This is a genomic window from Paenibacillus naphthalenovorans (assembly GCF_001465255.1).
Lineage (GTDB): Bacteria > Bacillota > Bacilli > Paenibacillales > NBRC-103111 > Paenibacillus_G > Paenibacillus_G naphthalenovorans.
The window spans coordinates 1,770,034-1,793,967 of record NZ_CP013652.1; the positions used below are offsets into that span (position 1 = coordinate 1,770,034).

49 protein-coding genes and 1 pseudogene are annotated in these 23,934 nt (G+C 32.6%); 2 read left to right on the forward strand and 48 right to left on the reverse strand.

Translation table 11 applies throughout. The annotated features are described in order from the left end of the window. Positions 1 to 38 precede the first annotated feature (38 nt). The 30 genes and pseudogenes from IJ22_RS08590 to IJ22_RS08720 all read right to left on the reverse strand — a co-directional run bounded on the left by IJ22_RS08590 (position 39) and on the right by IJ22_RS08720 (position 14,015). On the reverse strand, positions 39 to 599 hold the full coding sequence (locus IJ22_RS08590) for a hypothetical protein (protein WP_062408464.1): 561 nt from the start codon (positions 597 to 599) through the stop codon (positions 39 to 41). Between the two features lie 37 nt (positions 600 to 636). After that, positions 637 to 834 carry a hypothetical protein gene (locus IJ22_RS08595; RefSeq protein ID WP_062408465.1) on the reverse strand — a complete coding sequence of 66 codons (198 nt, stop codon included), beginning with the start codon at positions 832 to 834 and terminating at the stop codon, positions 637 to 639. Between the two features lie 74 nt (positions 835 to 908). Continuing rightward, positions 909 to 2,234: a DNA cytosine methyltransferase gene (locus tag IJ22_RS08600; protein WP_062408466.1), complete on the reverse strand. Its 1,326-nt coding sequence runs from the start codon at positions 2,232 to 2,234 to the stop codon at positions 909 to 911. Positions 2,235 to 2,263: 29 nt separating this feature from the next. Beyond that, positions 2,264 to 2,647 carry a hypothetical protein gene (locus IJ22_RS08605; protein ID WP_062408467.1) on the reverse strand — a complete coding sequence of 128 codons (384 nt, stop codon included), beginning with the start codon at positions 2,645 to 2,647 and terminating at the stop codon, positions 2,264 to 2,266. Between the two features lie 163 nt (positions 2,648 to 2,810). Beyond that, positions 2,811 to 3,980: an RNA-guided endonuclease InsQ/TnpB family protein gene (locus IJ22_RS08610; protein ID WP_062408468.1), complete on the reverse strand. Its 1,170-nt coding sequence runs from the start codon at positions 3,978 to 3,980 to the stop codon at positions 2,811 to 2,813. Beyond that, positions 3,922 to 4,572, reverse strand: coding sequence for an IS607 family transposase (locus IJ22_RS08615; protein WP_062408469.1), 651 nt, complete (start codon positions 4,570 to 4,572; stop codon positions 3,922 to 3,924). Before IJ22_RS08615 ends, IJ22_RS08610 begins: the two co-directional genes overlap by 59 nt. Before the next feature lie 187 nt (positions 4,573 to 4,759). Then, the gene (locus tag IJ22_RS08620) at positions 4,760 to 5,275 is read right to left on the reverse strand and encodes a siphovirus Gp157 family protein (protein WP_062408470.1); all 516 of its coding nucleotides are present in this window, start codon (positions 5,273 to 5,275) and stop codon (positions 4,760 to 4,762) included. Positions 5,276 to 5,312: 37 nt separating this feature from the next. Beyond that, a complete protein-coding gene (locus IJ22_RS08625; RefSeq protein WP_062408471.1) occupies positions 5,313 to 5,708 on the reverse strand; it encodes an NADAR family protein in 396 nt (131 codons plus the stop codon). A 100-nt stretch (positions 5,709 to 5,808) separates the two neighbouring features. After that, positions 5,809 to 5,985, reverse strand: coding sequence for a hypothetical protein (locus IJ22_RS26280; protein ID WP_160327357.1), 177 nt, complete (start codon positions 5,983 to 5,985; stop codon positions 5,809 to 5,811). 31 nt (positions 5,986 to 6,016) lie between these two features. After that, positions 6,017 to 6,199, reverse strand: a complete 183-nt coding sequence (locus tag IJ22_RS08630; protein WP_062408472.1) for a hypothetical protein — start codon at positions 6,197 to 6,199, stop codon at positions 6,017 to 6,019. Positions 6,200 to 6,391: 192 nt separating this feature from the next. Further along, complete coding sequence (locus IJ22_RS08635) at positions 6,392 to 6,901, reverse strand: hypothetical protein (protein WP_062408473.1); 510 nt, start codon at positions 6,899 to 6,901, stop codon at positions 6,392 to 6,394. 39 nt (positions 6,902 to 6,940) lie between these two features. Continuing rightward, entirely contained in the window at positions 6,941 to 7,204 is a 264-nt protein-coding gene (locus tag IJ22_RS08640) for a hypothetical protein (RefSeq protein ID WP_062408474.1), read from the reverse strand. 41 nt (positions 7,205 to 7,245) lie between these two features. Then, entirely contained in the window at positions 7,246 to 7,488 is a 243-nt protein-coding gene (locus tag IJ22_RS08645) for a hypothetical protein (RefSeq protein WP_062408475.1), read from the reverse strand. Between the two features lie 23 nt (positions 7,489 to 7,511). Next, a complete protein-coding gene (locus IJ22_RS08650) occupies positions 7,512 to 7,730 on the reverse strand; it encodes a hypothetical protein (RefSeq protein ID WP_062408476.1) in 219 nt (72 codons plus the stop codon). A 27-nt stretch (positions 7,731 to 7,757) separates the two neighbouring features. Beyond that, complete coding sequence (locus IJ22_RS08655) at positions 7,758 to 7,985, reverse strand: hypothetical protein (protein ID WP_062408477.1); 228 nt, start codon at positions 7,983 to 7,985, stop codon at positions 7,758 to 7,760. 114 nt (positions 7,986 to 8,099) lie between these two features. Further along, on the reverse strand, positions 8,100 to 8,447 hold the full coding sequence (locus tag IJ22_RS08660) for a hypothetical protein (RefSeq protein WP_062408478.1): 348 nt from the start codon (positions 8,445 to 8,447) through the stop codon (positions 8,100 to 8,102). Next, positions 8,434 to 8,646, reverse strand: a complete 213-nt coding sequence (locus IJ22_RS08665) for a sporulation protein Cse60 (protein ID WP_062408479.1) — start codon at positions 8,644 to 8,646, stop codon at positions 8,434 to 8,436. Before IJ22_RS08665 ends, IJ22_RS08660 begins: the two co-directional genes overlap by 14 nt. 79 nt (positions 8,647 to 8,725) lie before the next feature. Then, entirely contained in the window at positions 8,726 to 9,196 is a 471-nt protein-coding gene (locus tag IJ22_RS08670; protein WP_062408480.1) for a hypothetical protein, read from the reverse strand. A gap of 4 nt (positions 9,197 to 9,200) precedes the next feature. Next, positions 9,201 to 9,389, reverse strand: a complete 189-nt coding sequence (locus IJ22_RS08675) for a hypothetical protein (RefSeq protein WP_062408481.1) — start codon at positions 9,387 to 9,389, stop codon at positions 9,201 to 9,203. A 47-nt stretch (positions 9,390 to 9,436) separates the two neighbouring features. Beyond that, the gene (locus tag IJ22_RS08680) at positions 9,437 to 9,643 is read right to left on the reverse strand and encodes a hypothetical protein (RefSeq protein ID WP_062408482.1); all 207 of its coding nucleotides are present in this window, start codon (positions 9,641 to 9,643) and stop codon (positions 9,437 to 9,439) included. Between the two features lie 14 nt (positions 9,644 to 9,657). Continuing rightward, positions 9,658 to 9,864 (reverse strand): hypothetical protein, encoded by a 207-nt coding sequence (locus IJ22_RS08685; RefSeq protein WP_062408483.1) that lies wholly within the window; start codon positions 9,862 to 9,864, stop codon positions 9,658 to 9,660. A gap of 29 nt (positions 9,865 to 9,893) precedes the next feature. Further along, a complete protein-coding gene (locus IJ22_RS26995) occupies positions 9,894 to 10,016 on the reverse strand; it encodes a hypothetical protein (protein WP_256380591.1) in 123 nt (40 codons plus the stop codon). Between the two features lie 39 nt (positions 10,017 to 10,055). After that, positions 10,056 to 10,310: a hypothetical protein gene (locus IJ22_RS08690; RefSeq protein ID WP_062408484.1), complete on the reverse strand. Its 255-nt coding sequence runs from the start codon at positions 10,308 to 10,310 to the stop codon at positions 10,056 to 10,058. 10 nt (positions 10,311 to 10,320) lie between these two features. Beyond that, a pseudogene (locus IJ22_RS08695) lies at positions 10,321 to 10,506 on the reverse strand (tyrosine-type recombinase/integrase); the annotation flags it as partial. Between the two features lie 24 nt (positions 10,507 to 10,530). After that, positions 10,531 to 10,659: a hypothetical protein gene (locus IJ22_RS27000; protein WP_256380592.1), complete on the reverse strand. Its 129-nt coding sequence runs from the start codon at positions 10,657 to 10,659 to the stop codon at positions 10,531 to 10,533. Between the two features lie 351 nt (positions 10,660 to 11,010). Then, complete coding sequence (locus IJ22_RS08700; protein ID WP_062408485.1) at positions 11,011 to 11,271, reverse strand: hypothetical protein; 261 nt, start codon at positions 11,269 to 11,271, stop codon at positions 11,011 to 11,013. A 235-nt stretch (positions 11,272 to 11,506) separates the two neighbouring features. Continuing rightward, positions 11,507 to 11,695, reverse strand: a complete 189-nt coding sequence (locus IJ22_RS08705; RefSeq protein ID WP_062408486.1) for a hypothetical protein — start codon at positions 11,693 to 11,695, stop codon at positions 11,507 to 11,509. Between the two features lie 184 nt (positions 11,696 to 11,879). After that, positions 11,880 to 12,116, reverse strand: a complete 237-nt coding sequence (locus tag IJ22_RS08710) for a hypothetical protein (protein WP_062408487.1) — start codon at positions 12,114 to 12,116, stop codon at positions 11,880 to 11,882. 266 nt (positions 12,117 to 12,382) lie between these two features. Beyond that, positions 12,383 to 13,105, reverse strand: a complete 723-nt coding sequence (locus IJ22_RS08715) for a DNA-methyltransferase (protein WP_062408488.1) — start codon at positions 13,103 to 13,105, stop codon at positions 12,383 to 12,385. Positions 13,106 to 13,163: 58 nt separating this feature from the next. Then, positions 13,164 to 14,015 carry a DNA adenine methylase gene (locus tag IJ22_RS08720; RefSeq protein ID WP_201023606.1) on the reverse strand — a complete coding sequence of 284 codons (852 nt, stop codon included), beginning with the start codon at positions 14,013 to 14,015 and terminating at the stop codon, positions 13,164 to 13,166. 89 nt (positions 14,016 to 14,104) lie between these two features. Here IJ22_RS08720 and IJ22_RS08725 point away from each other — a divergent pair, with 89 nt between their 5' ends. After that, a complete protein-coding gene (locus tag IJ22_RS08725) occupies positions 14,105 to 14,857 on the forward strand; it encodes an HTH domain-containing protein (protein WP_062408489.1) in 753 nt (250 codons plus the stop codon). A 58-nt stretch (positions 14,858 to 14,915) separates the two neighbouring features. Here the strand turns inward: IJ22_RS08725 and IJ22_RS08730 are convergent, their stop codons facing one another. The 11 genes from IJ22_RS08730 to IJ22_RS08785 all read right to left on the reverse strand — a co-directional run bounded on the left by IJ22_RS08730 (position 14,916) and on the right by IJ22_RS08785 (position 18,191). Then, positions 14,916 to 15,173, reverse strand: a complete 258-nt coding sequence (locus IJ22_RS08730) for a hypothetical protein (RefSeq protein ID WP_062408490.1) — start codon at positions 15,171 to 15,173, stop codon at positions 14,916 to 14,918. A 33-nt stretch (positions 15,174 to 15,206) separates the two neighbouring features. Beyond that, positions 15,207 to 15,425 (reverse strand): hypothetical protein, encoded by a 219-nt coding sequence (locus IJ22_RS08735; RefSeq protein WP_145862515.1) that lies wholly within the window; start codon positions 15,423 to 15,425, stop codon positions 15,207 to 15,209. 18 nt (positions 15,426 to 15,443) lie between these two features. Continuing rightward, positions 15,444 to 15,695, reverse strand: coding sequence for a DUF3850 domain-containing protein (locus tag IJ22_RS08740; protein WP_062408492.1), 252 nt, complete (start codon positions 15,693 to 15,695; stop codon positions 15,444 to 15,446). A 30-nt stretch (positions 15,696 to 15,725) separates the two neighbouring features. Further along, positions 15,726 to 15,902, reverse strand: a complete 177-nt coding sequence (locus IJ22_RS26285; protein WP_160327358.1) for a hypothetical protein — start codon at positions 15,900 to 15,902, stop codon at positions 15,726 to 15,728. A 38-nt stretch (positions 15,903 to 15,940) separates the two neighbouring features. Then, positions 15,941 to 16,228, reverse strand: a complete 288-nt coding sequence (locus tag IJ22_RS08745; RefSeq protein WP_062408493.1) for a hypothetical protein — start codon at positions 16,226 to 16,228, stop codon at positions 15,941 to 15,943. 267 nt (positions 16,229 to 16,495) lie between these two features. Further along, positions 16,496 to 16,768 (reverse strand): hypothetical protein, encoded by a 273-nt coding sequence (locus IJ22_RS08755; RefSeq protein ID WP_145862516.1) that lies wholly within the window; start codon positions 16,766 to 16,768, stop codon positions 16,496 to 16,498. A 10-nt stretch (positions 16,769 to 16,778) separates the two neighbouring features. Then, positions 16,779 to 17,027, reverse strand: coding sequence for a hypothetical protein (locus IJ22_RS08760; protein WP_062408496.1), 249 nt, complete (start codon positions 17,025 to 17,027; stop codon positions 16,779 to 16,781). Positions 17,028 to 17,315: 288 nt separating this feature from the next. Then, on the reverse strand, positions 17,316 to 17,543 hold the full coding sequence (locus IJ22_RS08770) for a hypothetical protein (RefSeq protein ID WP_062408498.1): 228 nt from the start codon (positions 17,541 to 17,543) through the stop codon (positions 17,316 to 17,318). A 56-nt stretch (positions 17,544 to 17,599) separates the two neighbouring features. Continuing rightward, positions 17,600 to 17,797, reverse strand: a complete 198-nt coding sequence (locus IJ22_RS08775; protein WP_145862517.1) for a hypothetical protein — start codon at positions 17,795 to 17,797, stop codon at positions 17,600 to 17,602. Continuing rightward, positions 17,794 to 17,988, reverse strand: coding sequence for a hypothetical protein (locus IJ22_RS08780; protein ID WP_062408500.1), 195 nt, complete (start codon positions 17,986 to 17,988; stop codon positions 17,794 to 17,796). Before IJ22_RS08780 ends, IJ22_RS08775 begins: the two co-directional genes overlap by 4 nt. Further along, positions 17,985 to 18,191 (reverse strand): hypothetical protein, encoded by a 207-nt coding sequence (locus IJ22_RS08785; RefSeq protein WP_062408501.1) that lies wholly within the window; start codon positions 18,189 to 18,191, stop codon positions 17,985 to 17,987. The genes IJ22_RS08780 and IJ22_RS08785 overlap by 4 nt, the downstream gene beginning before the upstream one ends. Positions 18,192 to 18,333: 142 nt before the next feature. On the opposite strand from IJ22_RS08785, the gene IJ22_RS26525 reads away from it, so the two are divergent. Then, a complete protein-coding gene (locus IJ22_RS26525) occupies positions 18,334 to 18,480 on the forward strand; it encodes a hypothetical protein (RefSeq protein ID WP_201023607.1) in 147 nt (48 codons plus the stop codon). Positions 18,481 to 18,724: 244 nt separating this feature from the next. On the opposite strand, the gene IJ22_RS26695 is transcribed toward IJ22_RS26525, so the two are convergent. From IJ22_RS26695 to IJ22_RS08820, 7 genes are all read right to left on the reverse strand, one after another. Further along, positions 18,725 to 19,045, reverse strand: coding sequence for a hypothetical protein (locus IJ22_RS26695; RefSeq protein WP_235594289.1), 321 nt, complete (start codon positions 19,043 to 19,045; stop codon positions 18,725 to 18,727). 276 nt (positions 19,046 to 19,321) lie between these two features. Then, positions 19,322 to 20,425, reverse strand: coding sequence for a DNA methyltransferase (locus tag IJ22_RS08795; protein ID WP_062408503.1), 1,104 nt, complete (start codon positions 20,423 to 20,425; stop codon positions 19,322 to 19,324). Positions 20,426 to 20,658: 233 nt separating this feature from the next. Then, entirely contained in the window at positions 20,659 to 21,240 is a 582-nt protein-coding gene (locus IJ22_RS08800; RefSeq protein WP_062408504.1) for a hypothetical protein, read from the reverse strand. Next, a complete protein-coding gene (tmk, locus tag IJ22_RS08805) occupies positions 21,224 to 21,838 on the reverse strand; it encodes a dTMP kinase (RefSeq protein ID WP_235594290.1) in 615 nt (204 codons plus the stop codon). Before tmk ends, IJ22_RS08800 begins: the two co-directional genes overlap by 17 nt. Continuing rightward, positions 21,835 to 22,101, reverse strand: coding sequence for a hypothetical protein (locus IJ22_RS08810; RefSeq protein WP_062408506.1), 267 nt, complete (start codon positions 22,099 to 22,101; stop codon positions 21,835 to 21,837). Before IJ22_RS08810 ends, tmk begins: the two co-directional genes overlap by 4 nt. 4 nt (positions 22,102 to 22,105) lie before the next feature. Next, positions 22,106 to 22,792, reverse strand: a complete 687-nt coding sequence (locus IJ22_RS08815) for a transglycosylase SLT domain-containing protein (protein ID WP_062408507.1) — start codon at positions 22,790 to 22,792, stop codon at positions 22,106 to 22,108. 135 nt (positions 22,793 to 22,927) lie between these two features. After that, a complete protein-coding gene (locus tag IJ22_RS08820) occupies positions 22,928 to 23,932 on the reverse strand; it encodes an ATP-binding protein (RefSeq protein WP_062408508.1) in 1,005 nt (334 codons plus the stop codon). Positions 23,933 to 23,934 lie beyond the last annotated feature (2 nt).

Sequence of the window (23,934 nt, forward strand, 5' to 3'; positions counted from 1 at the left end):
CAAATGCATCTATGTAATTAGTAATTGAAAATCACTCCCTATAGAATATCCGAAATATCCATTTCATCTTTTCTTATTCTTTTTGGTGTTTCATAATCTAATGACATGTCTTGTGTTACGACTTCTTTTTGTATCTTCTCTTGTTTCATTTGATTGAGTTTGTGATTATAAGCATCCACAATATTATTCCTAACAATAGCAAGACAATAGTACATTTCACCTAACTTATTTTCAAAATTCATGTTTAATAAGACATTCTCTATATTTTTTTTACAGTAATCATATGTGTAACTTATTGCATTATAAGGAACTCCCTCTTTATATCTTTTATCTACTTTTCCAAGTAAACCCGAATCATTTCTAATTTCCTCAATTTTCATATAAAAAAGTGGAGGGATTTCAATTGTCTTTTCTATGTTATGTATTTTTAAAAGTTTATAAAATAATTCGTCTTTTTGTTGCTTTTCTTTTTCAAGAAACTGTTTATGCTTTCGATACTTGTCTAAACATTCACCATCATGAAAATACATGTTATCAACTTTTACTTTTTCTGACTGATCTTTAACTAAGCAGCTTCGACACTTTGTTACTCTAGCCAATTTACCACCTCAAACCTAATGAAAACAAAGTTTTATCTTATTTATCTTCAAATACAATTTTCGGATACAACTCATTTAACACTTCTTGATATTTACATTTTTCGTCTGTGCATTTATGTGGATACTTGGCAGGATAAGTCATATACATTAATCCTGTTGGTAGTAGCATCCCGTTAAGACATTTTGGACATTTATATTCGACTTTTTTAATATGCTGTTCTTTTTGAACTTCCATTTTATTTTCACTTCCTAAAATTAATTATTTGTTTCCTCATTAAAGATAAATTAATCCATTAAAACAGATAGATTTTATTTTTTATTTATTACTTTTTCATTATTATGTATAAACAATTGTTTTAAAATTGCTTCAACGACATCAATTACTATACTATTCCCTGCCATTTTATAAATTTGACTGTTTGATATTTTCTTATTTTTTAGTTTTATGTAGTCTTCATCGTCAAACCCCATAAGCCTTATGCACTCAAGTGGTGTTAATTTCCTGATCGACACAAAATAATATTTGTCACTCTTTTTGACTAGTATAATTTTTGGTTGTCTATTTCCCCCCTGCATTGTACTAATAGTAGGGGATATCCCTTCTGGGCTATATACTCGTCTAATTTGTTCATTTCCTTTAATGTCAAGCAACCCAATTTGTAATATTCCATGTTTATCCTGCGTGTTTATGGTAAAAGATGGATCATTATTTTCTTTAAATCTTCGTCCATTTTGTCTTTTATTAATTCTATCTGGAGTTAAACACGGTCTAACTTCTAAGGTTTTAAGTCCACTTCTTTGACTTCTTAATGAGGGAACAATATCTTCATAATATCTAATTCCGTCAAATCCTTGTGTATCGTCAATAATTAATACCCCATGCTGAACAGCAGAACGAATTGTAAACATTTTTTCATTAAAACCATATTGTCTCTGAGGGTTGTTTCTTGTTAGTAAATCACCTTTCACAGCAATGACGTTAAGAAAGTCTTTTTCTTTTAATTCTCTTATTAATTTTTCAACTTTATCTGCACCTATATAAAACTTCTCATCAACTTCTTCTTCCAGTAAATCTCTTAATCTTAACCCATTGTCAAATGACTTAGGAAACTCAAACTCTTGTTCAATATCATTTCTAATACTTATAATAAATACTCTTTCCCGATTTTGTGGAATTCCATAATCTTTTGCATTTAATACTTTCCAATAATTTTTGTATCCTTCTTGTTCTAAAAGTTGAAACATGGTTTCAAACTCAAACTGAAATTTCTTTTGCGTGAGTCCCTTAACATTTTCCATAATTGCATATTTTGGTTTCTTTTCTTGAATAATCTTGAACGCATCGAAGAATAAAGTTCCTCTTGGATCACCAAATCCATTTTGTTTTCCTGCAATACTAAATGCTTGACAAGGAGGAGAGTAAAAGATTATGTCGCAATCTGGAACTGATTTAGGGTTAATTTGTGTAATGTCTATTGGTTCAAAATTTGTGTTATGTATAATATTATACGAATCAATAGTTTTTTTATCGAATTCTACTACATAAACAACTTCGTGTTCTATGTTTAATCTCTCTAATGCTTTACTCCATGCTCCAATGCCCGCAAATAACTCTACGATTTTTAACTTGTTCATATTTATCACCTCCTAATGAAAACGTAATTTTAACGGTATTTATAAATATCGAAAGTCGTATACGATCCACTTACTATGTACTTTCCTTTTAAGGAAATCATTGTGCTTAAATCTTTAAAAATTTTAATTTGATTAACATATAAATCTTCATAAGGACAAATACCATCATGCAATCTTTTACTTTTCCAAACGGTCTTCTTCTCAGTATCATAAACATGAAACTCAGAAAACAATGCATCTATGTAGCCATTCAATTTTCCATCTTGCTCATATGTATCTTTTTTAGGATAAATATGTATGATAGGATTTGTTACAATTGAGTCTAATTGTTCCACTTCAATGTATTTTGAAAATACTTCTTTAACATAATCTACACTTTTTTGATGTAGTTCAATTTGATTGTTTATTAACATTTTTCACTCTGCTACTCAAAATATGGACAAATATACCCATATCGAGATTATTCCTGTTTCAACGTGCTCTGCCTCGCCAAATACTCGCTACTACAGGTTCATCAACACTCCACAGGCGTAAATTCCCGTGTAGCCCACGGTACATATCTACACTAGCTTTTGATTATGCTACTTTGTAGATTTTAGCATTTTTCAAATTTACAGCAGCATTCATATCTCTATCCATCGTGTTTCCACAATTATCGCAAACATAAATTCGATCTGATAGTTTCAAATCTACCTTTCTATGTCCACAGCACGAACAAAGTTTACTGGATGGATAGAAACGATCAACAATTCTCAATTCAATCCCATTAATTTTACACTTAACTTCAAGTTTAGTTTTGAATTGATTGAAACATTGTTGTGCCACTGCTTTTGCTAAATGCCGATTCTTCATCATTCCCCTAACATTCAAATCCTCAATCGTTATAAAACGTGGCTTTTGCTTTATAATCATATTGATTGTCTGATTAATATGATTCTCTCGAATATTAGATAGGCGATAATGAAGTTTCTGTACCTTTAGAACTTGTTTATGGATGTTTTGCCTAGTAGCAGTTTCCTCCTTTTTGTTTTTATTTTTCTTAGCGCTTTCGTATTTCCTCGAAAGTTTTCTTTGCTGTCGCTTCAGAGATTTTTCTATTTTTCTTACTCTTGCTGTTTTATTGATATTTTTAACTGGCCTATCCTGACTAGATATTACTGCAAATTCTTTTAATCCAAGGTCAACTCCAATTCCATCATTACTATCAGTACTCTCAGACGCAGCATCTTCTTCTACTAATACAGAGACATAGTATCGATCTGTTTTCTGTGAAACTGTCCCACTTTTAATAGTAGCATTTGTGGGCAGGTATCCTTTCTCTTTTATCTTCACCCATCCAAGAGTAGGAATCTTAATTCTATGGCGTTCACATGGAATAACCGTCTTTGCATCATTTTTTACAAAGTACATTTTTACATCTTGGTTTTTCTTCTTTTTGAATCTTGGAAATCTGCTTTCACCCTTGAAAAATTTTCGAAATGCTTTATCGGCGTTCATGATTGATTGCTTAACTGCTTTAGCATACACATCTTTAATCCAAGAATATTCAGGATTATTTGGAATAAAATCGTTATTCAGCCATTTGGAAAAATCCATTCCTGAAATGAATTTATTTGATTTTTTGTATTTCTCTTGGTTGTGTGCAATAAAGAAGTTATAAGCAAAACGACAAACGCCTATAGTTTGCTTAAATATCTTCTTCTGTTGCTCGTTCAATATGATCTCTGTCTTGTACGATTTTAGCAATATCTTCATCCTCCAGAATTTTTTTCTTATACTTTCTAAGACCATAGATTTTACAAGAGAATACATGAATTATGCTTATTAAATCTTGCACTAATTCCTCTTGCGGAGAAAGTTTTTCGTTATTTACAACAACTAATTCTACACCATTAGATTCAAGAAATTTCTCAAACCAACTATAACCAAATCGGATAAATCTATCTTTATGAGATACCAAGATTTTTGAGACATGACCCAACATACAATCTTCAAGAAGTTTGTTCCACTTTTTTCGATTGTAATTAAGCCCACTTCCTATATCTTCGAATATCTCATCGACGATAATTCCTTTTGAATTGGCATACTGTTTGAGAAATTCAACTTGATTCGCTAGATCGTCTTTCTGGTTAGAAGTGGAAACCCTTGTGTAAATAACGACTTTACCTTTTGGTTGACTTTCACCTATATAATCCACATATTGCTTATGAGTATAATATCTTCTCCCTGAAGGATGACGATTAGCTATAAGCGTTTTTTCTCTATCCCAACGCTGAAGGGTCTTGACTGATACCCCGATCATTTCAGCAAATTCTTGTGGCTTATAGTGATTACTCATAAGATACCCCTTTCGTATGTCTTATGAGTATAATTTATCACTTTTGAGTATATTTGTCAATGTTTTTAGGAATTGTTTTTCACTCTCCTTTTTTAAAGCTATACTCTTCACCTTCACTTGCATGATGAGTATAGCATTTTTTACATTTTAAAATCAATAGTTATGTATATTTTATTTTTATATTTAATTAACTAATCCGAATATGTTTTCCTTCTGGAGCCAACTGAACTCCATCAATCTGTTTACCTTCTTTTAATTCTGTAAGCAATAATTTCTTATCAACATGGATTTCTGTTTTAGTAACATATTGCTTTGGTACTTTTTCAACATCATACACTTCCACAGAAGGATTATTCTTTTGCAATCGAACTTTGAAATTTCCTGCATTCATCTTATCGATTCCATTCAACTCAAGAGAGTCTTTCATCCATTGTTTTAATCGATCATATGTATTTTGAAGATATCGTTGCTTACGCTCAAGTCTTTGCTTTTCTTTTTTAAATGCTTCAATGTCACCTTCAATATTACGGAGGAATTTAATTGTGTTTTCAAGCTTTTGTTCTAGATTATCTTCTATAGATTCTAAAGTTTCAAAGTATAGTTGCAAATCTTCTTCTGTAAAATCTTCATCTGAAGATAAGACTTCATCCATGTAATTATAAAATTGTCTATATTGTTCAGCTACTTGATATAAATTTGGCATTATTTTATTCTCTCCTTTTTTTAATTTCCCCGTGAAGCTAACTTTTTATTGTATTTTTTAAAACATAATCTCTCATTTTCTCTATTCCTTCAAACATCCATATGTATTTTCCTTTTACGTCCACAACTTTGCCACCAAAATTATAGTAATGCTCTAATGGTAGCACAGCAATTTTACTATCAAACATACCTACATTTCTTTTTACCTTATACCATATTGCTTTCAATATTTTATTTTGAAACTCTTCATCATGTCTTTCTTTGTATTTCTTTTTTAATTCTGTTCCAGTCTTTTTCGCTGAATATCCACTGAGGTTTCTTAATACCTCTTTCTCTTTACAATCCTCAATGCCTAGCCAGTACCAATAACCTTCAACAGAACTAAAATTCCCATCTTTGGTTGCTATATCGAATCGATAAAAATTACTAAGCATTTTACCAAGTTCAGTTTTTCCTTGACTATAAATGTTTACATGAGTTATTCCATCTTGAGTTGGATCAATTATTTTTACCTCTCCTTTCGGATGAAATTCTCTATTTTATCTGAAGTAAATCAAACTGTAGAACAATAAAACCTACGATGCCTAATGCTTGAAGAAATATATTCCAACTTGGAATATCATTGTTTTTGAAAAACTTACCTGTATTAACTAATGTCCACCAAACACCAAGGAATAAAAATAAAACTTTTAATGCTAAAATCCACTCCATATTAATCCACCTTCCAAATAAATTTACAATTTTATTTACTTACCACAAACTTAAAAGAGTCAGTGTATTTCTTAGCGACATCCCACTTTGTTTCATTGTCCTCATATCTAAACGGGTTTTCGATCAAATAATCATTGAAAAACCACCACATATCCTTCAAATCTTCAGCAGAGATTTTTACTATATAGTCAGTTTGCTCCCTGATAACCTGCATCTTACACTTCTCCTTTTTCCAAATGAAATCACGATTTTATGGTCAATCTACAATTTCTAGTTTTACTTTTTTACCCATGTTTCTTGCTCGTTCCAAAAGACCTCTAATTGGAATATTATTAATACAATAATCTTCAAAGTATCCATTATCACGAGCTTCTACGAAATCTCCAACAAGTTCAGTTAAAAAATGCTACTCAAATTGAGCAATGAATTCATCAATATTTCCACCTTCATATGTTATTTGGTATGAATTGCCTTCCACAGTTTCATAATGAAATTCAAAATAATGTCCATTTCCGTAATCATCATGATACCTATCGAGTTTGAATTGTTTAAATTTGTATCGTTCTGTTACTTTATTTAGAATTTCGAGTACACAAGGGATAGACCAAGAATAAAACCCAATTACTTCACCGATTGATGTATATAATCCTCCGTATGGATTTTTATTTTCAGTTTCCAGATATGTATCAATAATAAAATCATCATTACCTACTTCAATTTTGTATTTACCCCAGCCATTTGTATTATACGATAGATTCACTGTAATACCATCAGGAAGAATATTTTTAATCTTTGCTACAATCTCATCAGGTTCATTCATATCTGATTGCTCAATCAAAAAATTCTCCTCAAGATATTTCAAAGCATCTTCTCTACTTGTAAATCCCTTATTGTCAACTGTTACAATATAAACCATTTAATTTCTCCTTTTTCCTAATAAAAGTTGAGCTTTATCCTAGTTTACCTTATACAAATTACTATGTTTTAAGTCATCATCATCACAAAGCAAATTCTTGATGAACTCAATAGCTTCATCGCTAATGTCACCATCATATTCTTTTATTTTCACTTCAATGTAAGACTCATCATCTTCGATTACTTTATATTTTACATCTTCAATTAGCATTGCTTCATAAAATTCATCTGGATTGAACTTCTGCTCAAAATCCTGTGCAGAAAAATCTCCACCATATACATACAGAAATACACTCTTATTCAATTTATATTTTCTCCTATATTAATTCTAATGAATTGCTGCTTTTATTTGGATTTTTTAAGCCACCGTCTTAGAGTTGGGATTAAGCCTTCTGAGGTATAAGATATAGTTCCTCCGAAAATCCCACAGTAAACCATTAATAAACCAACTACATTGCTTGTGATTACTGCCAACCAAGCTAATCCTCCGTAAATTTCGATACTGAAGTCTGGAAAAAGTACACCGAAAACCACAACTATAATGCCAATCACATATAGTAGTGAATGCTTCTTTAAATGATCTATCATATCTTCATCTCCTCATAAATTCTTTATTTGATGGTAGTTCCCCATAGAAATGTACCCACCATTTCAGCACACCACTCATCAAAAGTCCATCCTCGTTCGTGTTTCGCTACTGTGTTTTGAAATTGGTCTCCAAGTTCATCAAGATATTCATCAGTAATGACCATATTTTTAAAAATACTTTCTTGTAACCTATCGTTATAAAATGGAGTTAATTGAAAACATCCAACCCAGTATTTTTTCATTCTTCCTCCTCATGAAGCCAAGTTTCATTATCTAAAGAGTCTTAACTTTTCAATTATTTCTTTTGCCTTTTTATCCTTAATTGGTTTCAATTGATTTACTACTCCCTTCTTTATATCATCACTTGCTCCATTTAATGATCCAAATTCAAAACCAGACATAAAGGATTGTTTAGCAATTTCAATACTGTAACTATCCAACTTTTGTTCTTCTAATCTTTCAATAAATGCTTCAACACAATCTTGTTTAAACGACATTTACTTTAACTCCCTATTATTTTATATTTGATAATACGAATTTGTGATGCCCACCACACCTCGACTCGCACCAAAATAACGACCAAAACATTAGGTTACTTCTTAATGCTTGAATTATGTCTTCATTTCCACTCCATACCTTCCTGTACCATTGTCCAAAGTGCGGTTGTTCATGTGGTCTACTTGCATTCCGTCGAGCGAGTCCAAGATAAAGCGATGAAGCAGGATTACGTCTCTTTTTCCATTGACCCAAGGGGTATGCATCTGACAATAAAAATCGTTGATAGACTTCCTGTATTGCACGTGCCATGTTCCGGCGAGCGCTGATACCTTCTCCAAATCCGATGTGCTGATTAAAGCCTCTTTGCGTCCATACTTAGGACTGTCTATTAAGATAGCCGTAATCTCACCTCGAATCTCGTATTCGTTCTTCATGAGTTTCTGTTTATCAATCAGTTCCATGTGGAACCTCCTTGTAGATGATGAGAGCTTCGCGGTAAACCTCGTTCACCTTTTCACCGTTTTGCATGATCGCAAATTTGATATCGATAATCACTTTATTGGGGTGATTTTCGAGGAATTCCTCTATCTCGTCTTCTATCGTTTTCCCAACATATTCGACTACAAGGTACACTTTAATTTCACTAGCTTTACATAGCATCTTTGTTCCTCCTTATGTTTTGCGGCTTGCCGCCTTCGAGTCGACCGAAATACTCAGCGACAGCGGTAGCCGTATATGGTTATTTCCCTTCGATCTTGGCGATGAAGGAACGGGCGATGTTTTTAATCTCCGTCACATAAACAAGCGCCTCGCCTTTCTTGAACTCTGCGATCTTCTTCATTCCTTCCAGTAGTGCATTCCGTTCCTGTTCTGCCTGTATTGCTCTTGCTTCAAGGGCATCGTTTTTGTATTTGGCATTGATGTAATCGTTTTGCGACTCTTCGGCCCCTTCTCTAGCCTCGTCGCGTTGCCGTCTCAGTTTGGCTATTTCCTCAGCAAAATCACTCATCTGTTCGTGGCATCTAGTTAGATTGTTGTATGCTTCGTGCTTTAATTTCGATTCTTTGGCTATCTCCTCTTGGGTGGAGTGGACAAAATCAATTAGTGTGTCGATCATGTTCAGATGCTCGCCCGAACCAAGCGCCCAAAACTCGTTGGAGCCTGCGATCCGCTCGATTTCTTGCAGTTTCTGTTTATCAATCAGTTCCATGTATCTACACCTCGCGCCAAGTGACATACCCAAGTCCGTACATATCGGCGTACATGCTGCATTTGTATTCGAGATACTTTTCGTCCAGTGGATTTTCGCTTTCGAGCGTTGCAGCTTCTTTTTCCTTGAAACCGTCCTCTATATCTTCGTAGAAGAGTTTGTAAGTGTAATTTGCTGACTTCTGTTTATCCATGTATCTATCCCTCCTTCTATTTTGCGGCTTGCCGCCTTTATTTGACCTTAGTCCTTTCGCAATCTTTCCTGCACCAATCTCTTATAAAGCCAATCTTCCAAACTGTCACGCGTTACAATGTCACCGTCACACTTGGCTAATTCAGATTCAATTGCGGTTAATACGTTGCAAAATGCTGTTGCATAGCGATCTTCACGAATTTCGCGCCTACGATCTAATTCTTCTGGGTGATACTCGAACCGACCACCGCCCATGTTGCTCAATCTCCTCATATTTCTTCCTCAGGTAAATTGATCTTCGCCCAATGCGTAACCGGCAGACTTAGTGGTTCTCTATCTTCATGCCAGCCATAACCATCACGGTATTTATATTTAGCATGTTGGGCAATCCAAACATTCCGGCCGTCCGTAATCAGGTGATTAACGTGGCTTTCAATCGCTCTGCTGTTCCTGTCATATTCAACCCATTCGATCACGTTCAAACCCTCCTCATGTATTTCCGTATTCACGATTGTTCATAAGCTGCAATCAAACCTTTCATTTCATCGATTACTGCAGCAGTTTCATCACACTCCAACATTTCAACCCATACCTTTAGAATTTCGTATTCAACTTGATCAATTTTCACTCTTATCCCCCCAAGTCCTTCGATATTCAAACCTTTGCATTACTCTTCGTCTTCCTCTTCACAACACTGGCAATGTGCAGTGTTTTCACCGCACCCGCCGGGGCAGATTGGATTCCGGATATGCCATTGGATTATGTCCAAGCTAGACTCGTACTCATCTAACTGTTCTTGAAGTTCATCGATTTTATTAAGCAGCTTTTCCTCTGCTTGTTTTAAACAAGGCATGCACATGGAATCTGTAAATATAGTGCCGCCGCACGTACAATCCTTTGGGAGTTTAATGACCGTTTTCATGTATACCCTCCTAAAGAGTGAATTTGCTTACTGCATTATCAATCATGTCTTGATTGATACCAATATATCTCATCGTGAGCGACGGGTACGCATGGTTGAATATGTTCTGCAGCATCGCCACATCCTTCGTCTTCTGGTAAAAGTGATAGCCGAATGTCTTTCGCAATGTGTGAGTACCTATTTCCTCAAGCCCACATTCACTCTCTATGAAAGAATAATTTTATGTATTATAATGTGATGCAATTAACCAAACAGAACCCGCAATTATTGCACCCACAATAACTCCTCTTAAAAATAAATCTGCTCTGTCACTAAATTCTTCTGGTGTCATTCTACTTACTCTTTTCATTTTTTATTTTCCTCCAATAAAACCACCATTTCGTAGGATTTAAAATGGTGGATGTTTTCTAATTGTTATAAATAGTGCAATTATGTAGGGTAGCCAAAAAATCGTTAATATAATTCGCCACAACCATTCAGGCATCTCGATATAATCTTTGAATTGATATGTACCCTTATTAATCTGCACCAGTCTTGAAGGTGGTGAAAAATATTGATATCCCCTCAATAATAGCAATATTGTGATTCCAGTGACTAAGTAGAATAATATCCAAAACATTGTTCCTTGCTCCTTTCCAATAAAAACACTATTTTAAGGCTTTTCGGATTGTGTGGTGGAATGAATCTTAATGGTTTCCAATTAATTGATATACTTAGATCTGTAGTTTACTTTATAACCTTCTCTTCTCGTCTCAAAAATAAAATTAATTCCGTATTGCAATTGTTCTACCTTGTCGTCTTTTGTTCTTTCGTACTCCTCCGCTAAGAACGTAGCAAATTCGGGTAACTCATCAATTGAAATATCACTTTTTTCGAGAATATCATGTATCAATTCATCGTCACCGAATATAACGTTATGCTTCTTAAATTCATCTACTATAGTCTGAAACTTTGGATTCATTTTATCACCTCAATTGACGTTTTATTTCCAGTTGTTCCACCACAAAATCCGAATACCCTATTTTAATAGCTTATGATCCAAAAGATACAACTTATTTGATTCCATACCATAAACGAATCTCCAACCATCTTGTTCTATAACCCTGATTAGCAGCGACTTTCCATTTAAGTTACACCAATCAAACTTAGCTTTATCTAACATTTCCTTTGTAAATAATCCAATTGATTTTGACATTCTATTCTTCCTCATCTTTAGGTAAATATTTTTCCAATGCCCATTGTAAGTGTTGTGACTTTGTTTGAAATTTAACTCGTGCCATACGAATGTCATAGAGTACCTTTTTTAAATCCTTACCACTCTTTACAATTGCAGTGACCATATCGTCAATCTCATTCTCATTTATGTATCTTATTATTTTATTCATTTGTCTTTCCTTGAAGTCGTTCAAGCAATTGATTGTTCAGATCAATAAGAAAATATAGTTTTTCTTCCATCCGTTCAGTATATGTTAACTCTCTCATTCCAGCGGCTTTACGGTAGTTACATGCTCTTTCGTACATCTCTTGATATTTCAGAATTTTAACTCACTTCCTCATGAAAGCATTGTTTTATAGACTTTTCATTTTTCTCATATCTTTATTCATTTTCTCAATATATTTATCAACAATCATCTTATATCTTCGAGAAACTTTGTAATAATCTTCTTCAATGTAAGCCATGCTATCACCTTGAACTTCACGTTGTTTGTTTTCTGCGTTCATTGCAGAAATTTCACAGTTAAACATAGCGGTAATAAAATCAATATAACTGTCTCGGAAATAGTTATACTTTTGATCTTCATTCAAATTTTCACCCCCCTTAAAATCGCTCTTTTATTAAGTTTCTATTAACAAACAGTACAGTACACCAAAATCGAGTAATATTATCTTCTCTCGCAACTATATAGAATGAAGAAACGATTCTTATAGTAGGAGGATGATGAGTATATGGAAATAGTATATGAAAAAACAAAATCTGGGACTGTAAGGTTTAAGCTTAGGTTTAGTTGGAAACTGTTTATGGGGCTGCTGTAATCACCCTCTCTAAAGTCTCCCAATGAAATTTGCCTTTATTAGCTTAGTAATTTAAAATCAGTGTCTTCATCATATTCTGATTCAAGACGCAAATTTGTCATTTCAATGTACTGTTTTTCAATTTCAAATCCAATATAATTTCGTTTTAAATTCTTTGCTGCTACGAACGTCGAACCACTTCCCCCAAAACCATCAAAAACAATATTTCCTTCATCACTATTATTTTTAATAAAAATTTCTAAAAGTCCAACTGGCTTTTCTGTGGGATGTGTTAATTTGACACTTGGAATCTTTGCAAAATCAATAACATCGGGAATACGTTTATCACGGAATAAACTTCTTCCTTTATGACCATACAAAATCAATTCATGTTTTGGAGCATATGATCCTTTTAAATCTCCTGAACCGTGATTGTTCTTATTCCATACAATTAAATTCTTTAAGGTAAAATATTTTTCAAATTCTTGTTTAAAAAAATCGATATGATGCCAAGAACAAAACATATAAACAGCCGTATCATTTTTATGTATTCTGTATAATTCTTTTATGTATTCAGAAATTAATTCATGTGAATCTTTGTCGTTTTTGATATAGTCGAATTTTTCTTGCTTAACCCGCCGATTACTTCGGTAGTTCATAAGATAAGGAGGATCGGTGACGGTCAAATCAATACTTTCATCTGGAATCAATTTCATACCTTCAAGCGTGTCTCGTTGATAAACTCTATTTAACTCTAAGCTTCCCAATAATTTTTTACTCAAAATACACCATCCTTAATTATTTTATTTTTAACAGATAAAAATCAGATTTTTATTATCTTTAATAATTTGTAATAAGAACTTCAATTGTACTGTCTTTATTTTTTATTTTTGACTGATAATTACAATTTGCATAATTATAATCCATTTTATGCACTTTATATTTATTTGACCATTCCTGTAAAATTTTATTTTCTTTTCCTTTATGTATTAAAACATTAGATAGAGCAAATTTAACTTTATGTATATCTAAATAATCAAGCATATACAATAGTTCTTTTTCATCTTTTTCTGTCCATCCACCTTGTTCATTATATGTTGCTGTAGTGATTAAATATGGCGGATCACAATATACAAAGTCTCCTTCTTTTAGTTTTCCAATAGTTAACTTCTTGTAATCTTTATTTGTAAACACAATATTTTTCTGTTTTAAGATATTCACAAAAGCTATAAAATGTCGTCTTAAAGTAGGATTAAAACTACTTCTATTTTTCCCAAAAGACATATTAAATTCGCCTTTAGAATTAAATCGAAATTGATTATTGAAGGAATGAGTTAGTAATGCGTAAAACATATACCACGATCTATTCCCACTATTATAATCGTTTCTTAATTTTAAATATCCTTCTTGATTTGTTTTAGAAAGTTCATATTTTTTAATTGTTTTATCTAAAATTTCTAGCATTACTTCGCTTGAATGTTTCTTGCACTCATTGTATAAATTTATAATAGCTTGTTCCTTATCGTTACAAATCACTTTTTTGGCTTCAATGTTAATTCCTACATTACAACCACCAGCAAACAAATCAACAAATGTGCCAATATTTTCAGGAAAAAGCGGCAGTAATTGTGGGAGTAATTTATATTTTCCCCCAATATAATTCATAGGCGATTTTATATATTTTTTATTCAAATAGACACTCTCCATTGATAGACTAGTATTTTTATTAATTTTTTGATATTGTTTTACATATACATATTCTTCCTGTAGGAGCAAAAACAATGAAGAAAATTACTCAGACTCAAGTAGTTATTGATGTTATGAAACAAAAAGGTGGTTATACCACTTTATTAGATTTATACAGAGAAGTTTTACAGGTAAAGCATGTTAACTGGAAAACTAAAACGCCTGATGCGACCATTAGAAGAATAGTTCAAGATCAAAGGTATTTTTTTAAGATCAGGCCGGGACTTTGGGCTTTAAATGAGTTTAAAGATAAATTACCAGATAATGTAATTAACCTTATGGAACATGATAAACAAAATGAAGATTTTAAGTTAAATTTACACTCTTACAATCAAGGAATGTTAATCACTTCAGGGAATATGTTAGGTTATAAAACCTATGTTCCTGCTCAAGATCAAAACCGAAAATACATTGATATACCGTTAAAAAATTTGGCAAGTTTTACAAAATTGCCTGAATTTACTTACAAAGAAGTTATAAATAGAATTAAAACCATTGATGTAATATGGCTTAATGGAAATACAGACACCCTCTTTCCTAGAAAGATTTTTGAAGTTGAGAATACCACCGATTTCTCAAAATCCTTAAATAAATTCAACGAACTTAGAAATTTTGCTGTTGAGATGGTAGTTGTCGCCCCTCGCAAGAAGGAGAAGTTATTTTATGAAACACTTAAATGGAATGTATATAGAAATTTAAAAAACCGCGTGCAGTTTTGGGATTATGAAATGTTAGAAAAATCTTATCTTCATTACAAAAATAAAGAAGTAAGTCGCTTGCTTTTTTAATCTGCTTTCCCATATCTGCTTATGAATCCAGATAAAACACTATTTCATTTACCAACTATTATTTTATATATTGTCCATATTTTTCTTTTAGTTTGTTTAATTGATTAATTACAGCATCAATCGATTTGGGATTACTAAAGAATATATACCCCAAAGTTCCATTCTCGATTTCTTCATTCGTCACATCGCAGTCAACATCAACCGCAATCAGATATTCAGCATTTCTTCTAACAAATGCAATTCCGTTAGCACTCCGATTTTCATCATTTGTAGCAAGCATAATTGCTACATCACCTTTGCCTAATTGAATTTGCATACTTCCTCCCTATAAATATGAAATTTGATTTGCTCAACTAATGATTTGCTTATCGGCTGTTGTTTCTTCAAATGTTTCAACTTCATCAATATTAATTACAAAATGATCGAATATATTCCATTTGCATTTAAGCATATGATTCATTGCTGAACGAAAATTATCAAAATTATTAATTGTAAAATAATGTACTCTTCCAGATTTATACGTTGCTTTAATATAAATAGTTTTAATATAAACCACTTCCCACCCCATGAAAATGAATTTCATTTACTAAAAGAAAACTTCTGCATTCTTTATCCCAAGTATTACAAAACCATCTTTGACGAAATTAGGATCATCGAGAATATATGTAATCTTTCGCCAACAAACTTCATTAGTATATCCGGTATTTGGATTGTACTCTCTAAGTAACAACAAGTCTCCAACTTTAAAGTTTCTATCGTTTTTTCTGACCTCAAAGGTTTTTTCTTCAGTTTTAAGTTTATGAAAATATTCAGACCAAGTTTTTAATTCATGAATCATACTTTCCTCCAACCATATAAAATCTACCTTTTATAGACCGATTTTTTCTTTAAGCAAATTGGAAATTTTGATCAAAGTGCCTTCTTCAAATCCCATTGTGTATACATCGCCTGTTTCATGAAACTTAATATACATATTCAAATCGTCTCGTTTGTAAATATCAAAATCTCGAAACGAACCTATCTTTACAGTTTCCCGATTTTTCATATTATCTCCTTTCCCAATGAAATCCATCATTTATTTGATTAGTATGCGTTATCTTGCATCTGCATTGTCTTACGAATATTCTGCAATGTTTCAATTACCACATCAAGAGATTCTATTTTATCAAACTGCATAATGACATGAGTATCTAATTGGTCTAATGTCAACCCTTTAACCTCATTCCATTCCGCACCAATATCTCTTGGTTCGCTCAGAACAAATGCCACTCCATAAGTCATGCCTGTTTCACTATCTTTTGCTTCGCCCACAAAAATGTCTCCGTAACCAAACTGTAAATACTTAGTATTGTCTTTTGTTACAATTGGCATTTTTTTATTTATCCTTTCCCAATAAAATCAGCCTTTTATCGTGGTCTATATCGTTCATTGTGTTTAAGCCAGTATGCTAACTCTGCTAGTTCATCACTAGCAAACCTAAACTTATCTAACCTCTCCCACTTATCTTCGCTATTTGATTTACTCCAAGTATCAATATGCTGCAATAACTCGTTCCGCATTGCCTCAATTTCATCTAACACTTTGCGCTTTCTAATAAACAAAACATCAACTCCCTATGAGAATGAGACCATTTATAAATTATACAAATTTTTCATTTATAATTAATTGGCTCATATTAATTGTTTCTTGGTCGAATTCTGAATTTACACTAAATCCTAACTTTTTTAACCTTCTTAAATTGGTCATTGCTTCGGACAGTCTTTTCCTATGATATTGAATAATTCGATCTTCAGCATCGTTTAGTACACTCGTGGCAATATTGTCCTTTATTTGCTGAATTCGATTTTCAATATGGATTTTCAATTCGATTAACTCATCCAAAGTAAATTTATCATTTTCAGGATTCATCATTAATCCCACCTCAACGGCTATATTCCAATTTCCCTTCTTGATCGTACCAAAAGATAAATGTGATACCATCTTTAATATCTTGTCTAATCCATTTTCTATTTTCTTTATCATCTAAAGACTCCGCTGCCCATTCACACATCAAATCTTTCACACAATCTAAATCCTTGATAGATTTCAATTTTAGTAAGTGTAGGTCAGCAGCATTAGCAGAATTTATTTCAGTATTTTTCTTGGCAGTCTCAATGATTATATCTCTCATTTTTAAATCCTCCTCAATTCCTATAAATTTTCCATTTTATTGTTCTCTCAACACAGTTCTATTAATAGTTTCTTTAACAAGTTTCACATCATAATATTCATCATTATTTATTTTGTATTCATATCTCTTTTCTGCTAATTCATAGTCGGAATCGTCTGAATACCATGCAACATTATTAGTTTTGTCTTTGTAATAAACTCGATATTTGATCTCGTGTTCAGGCAACATTTTTACATCATCCTCCATCCATTTTTTTCAAAGTTATCCTCTCAATCAGAATTCTCAATCTTACTCACTTACTAATTCAAAGTGACCATCAGATTGATATAATTCATTTTTACACTCAGGGCAAATATAACTAACAGATTCTTCTTCCCAATCAATTTTATCTACTTCAATGATACCTTCGTTATAACATTCTTCAGGTTCTTTATACCAATCATAACCATATCTCCACTTTGGTTCACCGCGATACATCCCACAATAAAAATGAACTTTAATTTTATCTTTCTTCATGTTACATCCACTTCCCAATAAAAATCCGATTTTAAAGTAATCTATTCTTCTTGAGTTTAAATCGATGTCCTGTATTCAAGGACATCTTTGCCGCAATCAACACCAACTTTTCTAGGATGCAACAATTCAATTTGTTCGTCTGTAAATTTAACTCTTACAACACGCTCATGAACAGGAACTCCATCAATTCCATTTACCATGTTTATATATCTTTCAAATGTATCTGTGAATTTAACATATAGATACATACTCAAACCAACTCCTCCATACCTCTCCACAGTCTATAATCATCACTGACTAGCTTAAAATAATGTAAGCTATCGTCATGCTGTTTATCATTCATTAACTCAACAATATATTTACCCCAATATTCACTTACATTTTCGGCAATCAATTTATCTGCAACACTTTCACGACCAAAATTGTCTACTGCGATAATTTTCAAATCAAAAACTTCCCCCTTCTCATCAATCGGTTAATAATCATATCATTTGATAATCCATTTCCTTTTAATCTGGCAACCCATCTAAGAATCTCAATAGAATCTTGATGACTGATTGGATAAGCATTTAGTATTTGAGTATATTCATCTACTTCCCCATCAAATAGTACATCTTTTGCATATACTGAAGGTAGTGAATCAATCAAAAGATTACCTCCGATCCTAATGAAAGTGTAATTTTATCACCACATATAGTAGGAACAAATAAGAACAAAAGTGGTTGACACACTATATATTGTGTTGTAAAATATTTCTATAAACGTCATGAATGAATTGAGGTGATGATAAATGGCTAAAAGCAGTACTCGTAAAGTAACTTCTGATCCTATTTCTACAAAGGCATCAAAAGCACTTAGTAGCAAGTCAACAAGTGCGTTAACTAAATCGTTGGCAGGATCAGCTCTTGCTCAATCTAGATCTGGTAAGAAAAAATAGAATTACTTATTTACTGATCTGACCAGATTCTATCTGGTTATTTTTTTATGAATAAAACTTCTATTTCATAAGAATTTTATTTTTTTATTCATCAGTAACTTTAAGAAAAGTTTTTGATAATATAACAACTTAAATCCAAAATTTTCCTCTATAAATTTAATGTATTCATCTGGATTTTTTCTCAGTGATTTTACCTTTTCTGCAAACTTTTCATTGTCCATATTTCACCCCGTAAAAATCAATTTTACTCTCTATACCATCCACTTCCATATTTCTCATATCCAATATTCATCAATCTCTGATACTTGTCTCGCCAATTATCTCTATCCTTTTCTAATTCTCTAATCCTGTGGTTCATTCTGTCTACATATGATTGATTTTCACTCCTAAAAAGCTTTTCTACATCCCTTGCTAAAGATCGAATCATCGAGTCCTTTAATATCTGCTCATCAACGCCCAATTCAACCTTCTTAGCCTTTTTGATTGAATAACTGCCTTCTGCATAAACGCCTACATGCTCTGAAATATCACTCTTGACTTCTTCGTACAGTTCCTTCGGCATCACGAAGTAGTTGAAATGTCCAACAAAGGTTTTCTTTGATTTGCTATAGAAATCGCTTTTTGATACTTTTATTTCATAGCACCACCAAATTCTCTTTGTATCATATGTAATGTAGTCAACTCTTTCGTTACCAAACCAACCAATTGTAACTTCAAAGCAGCCGAACGTTCCTTGTTTATTTGTTGTACTGTAAATTGATTTTTCAAGTTTTGTTGTTAATTCCGTTTTAGCAATTACCTATCACCTCACCCAATAAATATCTACTTTAATTAACATTTTTTATGTATTAAATAATTGCATTAACCTCTTTTTACCGATATCTATGTATCCTAAACTATTTCCTTTTTCATCTTCGTCCATTTCGATATTGCACCATTTCAGACTATATCCTTCTTTGTTTAACTCTTCACATGCTACTCCATGAGTACAACTTCCAGCCGCGATATCAATTGTTACCCCATCTTTAGGTGTAACAAGTTTAATCAACCATTTAATCAGTTCTACAGGTTTAACTGTAGGATGAGTGTTTTTTGTTCCGTCTGTTAGTGTCTTTTCTTTGGTTTGCGTCTTTTTACTTAGCTCTTGATCCGTCCACTGTGGAAAGGGATTTGCATATTTGCTAAACCAAATAGATTCGTCTAAAGTAATGATATTCATCGGAAATCTACCTTCTGGTTCCACTTGTATTCCTGCACCAAGTCCTTTTCCATAAACTTCATTGTCAAATCTTTGAATGCTCGGCCTAACCAATTTATCGTCAGTCGGAATTCGGCAAGCATCAATGTTCATCCCACCACACCCATACTTCTCAATATTGTCGCAATATGTGCCTTCAAGCGGTTTTTGGAAAATTGTAATAGGTTCTTTTGCTGGCTTTAATCCCGCTGTCTTCCAACCGTCCCATTGTTTTGCTAATTCGGTTGTTGGCACTGTTATTGGATGACCTTTGTGTTCCCATTTATCACCTATGAGATTATGACTGTCGGGACGAATTCCTTTTGAAGTTGGAACAAAACCAATTATTTCTCTTTCTACTCCTGCTCGTTTGTCAAATAATTTTCCGATATCCTGATTCTTAGGAAATCCAGTCATATATAACCAATCAATCTCGTCAACAATCTGAAATCCTACATCTTCAAACGCACATTTCATACGATGATTTGTTTTCGGATGACCAAAAATTAGAACATATCCCCCGGGTTTAATAATTCTATAAAGCTCTTTTGCTCTTGGTAAAGTCCATTCATAAGGACTTCCTTTGTCCCAATACTTTCCCATAAACTCAAGCCAATATGGAAAATCACTGATGCACGAGTCAACGTAATTATCTTGAATTTTCTTCATAATCTTTAAATTGTCGCCTTTATTAATCTTACCGTTCAAATAATTTCTCCTCTCACAATACCTAATAAAACCGAAATTTTATTATGTTTATCTTCTTTAAAAACTCTTATAAATCCTAATTATTTCAAAGAACATTTCTTCTTGAACCTCCCACGACTAAAGTCGCGGGATTCTTGCACCATATTCTCTAATGAGAATAGAATTAGCAAGCTATCCCCGTAGTTCCTACGGTTAATTTTGTTACGCTAACTTTAATCCCTGTTGAAGGATATTTACCGCAGCATCAAATAATTAAAAGCACTCAAAAATCGACTTTCAATAACTTCCATATCTTCCTGTTTCAAATTAATGATTTCTAAAGGCTGTTTCTCATTTAATTCAATTAAATACGTATTTGTAATATCCCAATTCTTACAATACATCATTGTTTTTGCTTCTAGTCCTAACATTGCTAAATCATAAAATTTAATAATCTCTTCATCTTCTTCTGTTACTTCTATTCCAAATGTTTTCCATATAGTGTTTTGTAACTGCTCTTCAATTTTCTTATATTCTGGCATAAATCTTTTAGCAGGTGAAACGATATCGGCAATATATGCTTCACTTGCATCATGAAGCAGACATTTTAACTGGATGTCTTTGGAATGTCCATCTGACTCAGCGGCGAACATCACATTTAAACTGTGTTGTGCCACTGAATAAAAATATCTTCCATGACCATTAAAGCGAGTCATTAAGGATAAAGCGTGTGCGATATCTTTAATACAAATCTCTTCTGTGCGTGGATCAAGAGGATATAGTTTTTTACCTGTATATGTCTCGATCCAATCTCCAACTCTATTTTCGATTTTCAACCACTCCTAATTCCAAAAGTTTGTTCCAAATATCTTCATGAACTTCTTCAATCGTTTTTAAGCCATTCAATACGATGCATTCATTTTTATGTGAATCGGCATAAGATAAATAATTATCCCTAACTCTAGTAAGCATTTCATAGTCAGATTCATACTTGTCATTATTACCGTCATTGTGCTTTCCTTTTCTATTCATGCTAACTTGAGCAGGAATGTCGATAATGATATTTAAATCAGGCTTTCTCATGTACTTTTGTAATTGCTCTGTCCAATTAGGATCTATGCCATTTGCTTTTGCATACACATATTGGCTTAATGTATATCTATCTAAAACAAGATAATCTAACTGTTTTTCAAGTTGCTCAAACCATAATTGTTTTGCTTGCTTATCTGCCGACATGATAAACTCTATTACCTTTTGATCTGCTTTATATTTTCCTGTAAGCCACTTCATAATCAATTCTCCAGTTGGAGATGAATAGTCATGAAACTCACTTTTTAGTGTCAAATAATCATTTTGCTTAAGTCGAGTAGTAAGTAATTTTGTTTGACTGTGCTTACCACATTTATCCAACCCTTCTAAGACTAAAATAATCAATCGATCACCTCGCCTTTCCTGTTTAACTTTACTGAATATTTTTTATTCTCGTTTGAATTACCAATCGTGAGTCCGTCAAAGACTAATCTCCAGTCATCTGACTTATTTTCCACATGATACTGAAAACCTGTTACCCTCATATTCTTATGTTCCATATATGTCATTGTGGGTTTTACAGGTATCTTCTCTGCCGTTTTAATATCCTCCGTATATACAATTAGTTCATTAGCACTAATACGATACCAATATGTATTTTTACTCATTGTATCACTCATTCTTATATGTATTTGTTTCAATCATGCCCTTTACTTTTGTCACGCTTCTAACATATGCATTATTCCATCCATTATTTCTGACCCATTCCAGCGCCTTAGTTTCCCCTCTGTTATACGCTAGTACAGTCATAAAATATTTTTGTTCTTCGCTAAATTTATACTTAGGATCTGACCATTTTTGTTTCAAATATGATAAATAATATACCTGCATCTGAATGTTATGTTTAGGGTTTAACGGATCAACATTTTCAATTCCTGTTGCTCTAGCAAAGTTGTGTATATTTGATTTATTTATCTGAGCTATACCATAATCTGATGTTGGTGATATAGCTTTTGGATTAAAACCACTTTCAACAGCCATAATTGCTAATGCTAATGTATAAGGAATTTCATACTCATTGCATAATTCATATATATAATCTAACAATTCAGATGACAAAGGTATATTATTGATTTCTGGACGTTTTGATTCTTCTTCCATGATATTTTGTTCTTCTTGTTCACTAATATTTTTACTAATAAGTCTCATATAATTTCTCAAACCTTCATCAGCAATATGCGACTCATATAAGGGTTTCAAGTTCTCTGTTTTCATTTCTCCTGCCTTTGGAGTACACGATGTAATCATAATGCTGCTCAATAGCACAATAGCAAGAGACTGCTTTGTAATCTGCGTCATGGCATCTCCTTTGTGTGATATAGTGCAATTCCTAGAGATTGATGCTATTTTTACATTTTTTCACTCTAGGAATTGCTTGATTTTACTAGCTTTTTTCAGCTAAAAATGGTAATAAAAATCTTTTATTAGCTGATATTAATCTTCAATTTCTTTGTCTTCAATCTCTTTAAGTTTATCTCTCAAATCATCAAGAATCAGACTTAAAATTCCAACTTGAGATTTTGTACAATCCGATACTTTTTTTCCTTTACCAAGATGTTCTTCAATGATCTCTGTTACTGTTTCAAGACTATCTTTTGAAGCAAGTTCTTTGCAAGTAGCAATAGTTTCATTGTATACTGTTTCAAAGTCCAGTTCCTCGGAGATTTTAGTTTCCCTTTGTTGAACAAACGATACTGCTTTAATACCATCTTTCTTTTCTTGTTTTTCAATTGCTTTGATAATTACATTTTCAAGATTTTCGGCGGTATATTCTTCAATATATGTATCAATATAGTCAAAACGACTACGAGCAAAATATTCTGGAGTTTCAGCAAGATAAGCACTTGATTTAATTACATTTCCTTTATCATCAACACCATTGCTTTTTAAATACACTACAATATCAGAGTTGTCGATGATAACTCCCATACTGCGCTTATCTCCTTTGGGTCGAATTTGCTTCATATCTTTATCAAATTCAGCATGCCCAATGAAAACAACGGTAAATCCTGCTTTAATCAATTTATCGATTTCACGCAAATATTCTCGTTCATATTCTTGATATAAATTCTTGCCTTCTACTCGATCACCCATTGTTTCAGCATCATATTTAGTGCAAATATAATATTGGCAATAAAGACTAGATGCATAAACTTCATCAAAAATAATCGTATTATATAGTTCTTTTACTTTATCAAGAGTTTTTGGATTTGTGAGTTGTTTATTAATTTTTTTGAAATCTGCCCAACTATTAATCGGAAGAAAAGGTACGCCTGCAATTGCATTAAGACCTTGCTCAAATCCGAGATGAAATGGTTTTTTCATGCGTGTTGCCTGTTTGGTCTTACCCAAGTTGTTACTGCCATATACAAGCAACACCTTCCCTTCAAGCCCTTTAGCAACAACAGAAATTTGTGGGTTAAAGATATCAAATGTCATAT

What these genes read in the sequence shown, in the direction of transcription:
- IJ22_RS08635 (WP_062408473.1), bottom strand. Translation starts at nt 6,901, where the DNA reads ATGGTTTATATTGTAACAGTTGACAATAAGGGATTTACAAGTAGAGAA.
- IJ22_RS08680 (WP_062408482.1), bottom strand. Translation starts at nt 9,643, where the DNA reads ATGGGCGGTGGTCGGTTCGAGTATCACCCAGAAGAATTAGATCGTAGG.
- IJ22_RS08760 (WP_062408496.1), bottom strand. Translation starts at nt 17,027, where the DNA reads ATGAGAGATATAATCATTGAGACTGCCAAGAAAAATACTGAAATAAAT.
- IJ22_RS08650 (WP_062408476.1), bottom strand. Translation starts at nt 7,730, where the DNA reads ATGAAAAAATACTGGGTTGGATGTTTTCAATTAACTCCATTTTATAAC.
- IJ22_RS08700 (WP_062408485.1), bottom strand. Translation starts at nt 11,271, where the DNA reads ATGAATCCAAAGTTTCAGACTATAGTAGATGAATTTAAGAAGCATAAC.
- IJ22_RS08705 (WP_062408486.1), bottom strand. Translation starts at nt 11,695, where the DNA reads ATGAATAAAATAATAAGATACATAAATGAGAATGAGATTGACGATATG.
- IJ22_RS08615 (WP_062408469.1), bottom strand. Translation starts at nt 4,572, where the DNA reads ATGAGTAATCACTATAAGCCACAAGAATTTGCTGAAATGATCGGGGTA.
- IJ22_RS08600 (WP_062408466.1), bottom strand. Translation starts at nt 2,234, where the DNA reads ATGAACAAGTTAAAAATCGTAGAGTTATTTGCGGGCATTGGAGCATGG.
- IJ22_RS08605 (WP_062408467.1), bottom strand. Translation starts at nt 2,647, where the DNA reads ATGTTAATAAACAATCAAATTGAACTACATCAAAAAAGTGTAGATTAT.
- IJ22_RS26285 (WP_160327358.1), bottom strand. Translation starts at nt 15,902, where the DNA reads ATGAAAAATCGGGAAACTGTAAAGATAGGTTCGTTTCGAGATTTTGAT.
- IJ22_RS08725 (WP_062408489.1), top strand. Translation starts at nt 14,105, where the DNA reads ATGAAGAAAATTACTCAGACTCAAGTAGTTATTGATGTTATGAAACAA.
- IJ22_RS08820 (WP_062408508.1), bottom strand. Translation starts at nt 23,932, where the DNA reads ATGACATTTGATATCTTTAACCCACAAATTTCTGTTGTTGCTAAAGGG.
- IJ22_RS08735 (WP_145862515.1), bottom strand. Translation starts at nt 15,425, where the DNA reads ATGGGGTGGGAAGTGGTTTATATTAAAACTATTTATATTAAAGCAACG.
- IJ22_RS08665 (WP_062408479.1), bottom strand. Translation starts at nt 8,646, where the DNA reads ATGCTATGTAAAGCTAGTGAAATTAAAGTGTACCTTGTAGTCGAATAT.
- IJ22_RS26280 (WP_160327357.1), bottom strand. Translation starts at nt 5,985, where the DNA reads ATGGAGTGGATTTTAGCATTAAAAGTTTTATTTTTATTCCTTGGTGTT.
- IJ22_RS08625 (WP_062408471.1), bottom strand. Translation starts at nt 5,708, where the DNA reads ATGCTTAGTAATTTTTATCGATTCGATATAGCAACCAAAGATGGGAAT.
- IJ22_RS08620 (WP_062408470.1), bottom strand. Translation starts at nt 5,275, where the DNA reads ATGCCAAATTTATATCAAGTAGCTGAACAATATAGACAATTTTATAAT.
- IJ22_RS08630 (WP_062408472.1), bottom strand. Translation starts at nt 6,199, where the DNA reads ATGCAGGTTATCAGGGAGCAAACTGACTATATAGTAAAAATCTCTGCT.
- IJ22_RS26525 (WP_201023607.1), top strand. Translation starts at nt 18,334, where the DNA reads ATGGCTAAAAGCAGTACTCGTAAAGTAACTTCTGATCCTATTTCTACA.
- IJ22_RS08670 (WP_062408480.1), bottom strand. Translation starts at nt 9,196, where the DNA reads ATGGAACTGATTGATAAACAGAAACTGCAAGAAATCGAGCGGATCGCA.
- IJ22_RS08745 (WP_062408493.1), bottom strand. Translation starts at nt 16,228, where the DNA reads ATGCCAATTGTAACAAAAGACAATACTAAGTATTTACAGTTTGGTTAC.
- IJ22_RS08595 (WP_062408465.1), bottom strand. Translation starts at nt 834, where the DNA reads ATGGAAGTTCAAAAAGAACAGCATATTAAAAAAGTCGAATATAAATGT.
- IJ22_RS08755 (WP_145862516.1), bottom strand. Translation starts at nt 16,768, where the DNA reads ATGATGAATCCTGAAAATGATAAATTTACTTTGGATGAGTTAATCGAA.
- IJ22_RS08645 (WP_062408475.1), bottom strand. Translation starts at nt 7,488, where the DNA reads ATGATAGATCATTTAAAGAAGCATTCACTACTATATGTGATTGGCATT.
- IJ22_RS08660 (WP_062408478.1), bottom strand. Translation starts at nt 8,447, where the DNA reads ATGGAACTGATTGATAAACAGAAACTCATGAAGAACGAATACGAGATT.
- IJ22_RS27000 (WP_256380592.1), bottom strand. Translation starts at nt 10,659, where the DNA reads ATGAAAAGAGTAAGTAGAATGACACCAGAAGAATTTAGTGACAGAGCA.
- IJ22_RS08770 (WP_062408498.1), bottom strand. Translation starts at nt 17,543, where the DNA reads ATGAAGAAAGATAAAATTAAAGTTCATTTTTATTGTGGGATGTATCGC.
- IJ22_RS08730 (WP_062408490.1), bottom strand. Translation starts at nt 15,173, where the DNA reads ATGCAAATTCAATTAGGCAAAGGTGATGTAGCAATTATGCTTGCTACA.
- IJ22_RS08815 (WP_062408507.1), bottom strand. Translation starts at nt 22,792, where the DNA reads ATGACGCAGATTACAAAGCAGTCTCTTGCTATTGTGCTATTGAGCAGC.
- IJ22_RS08740 (WP_062408492.1), bottom strand. Translation starts at nt 15,695, where the DNA reads ATGATTCATGAATTAAAAACTTGGTCTGAATATTTTCATAAACTTAAA.
- IJ22_RS08810 (WP_062408506.1), bottom strand. Translation starts at nt 22,101, where the DNA reads ATGAGTAAAAATACATATTGGTATCGTATTAGTGCTAATGAACTAATT.
- IJ22_RS08655 (WP_062408477.1), bottom strand. Translation starts at nt 7,985, where the DNA reads ATGTCGTTTAAACAAGATTGTGTTGAAGCATTTATTGAAAGATTAGAA.
- IJ22_RS08675 (WP_062408481.1), bottom strand. Translation starts at nt 9,389, where the DNA reads ATGGATAAACAGAAGTCAGCAAATTACACTTACAAACTCTTCTACGAA.
- IJ22_RS08690 (WP_062408484.1), bottom strand. Translation starts at nt 10,310, where the DNA reads ATGAAAACGGTCATTAAACTCCCAAAGGATTGTACGTGCGGCGGCACT.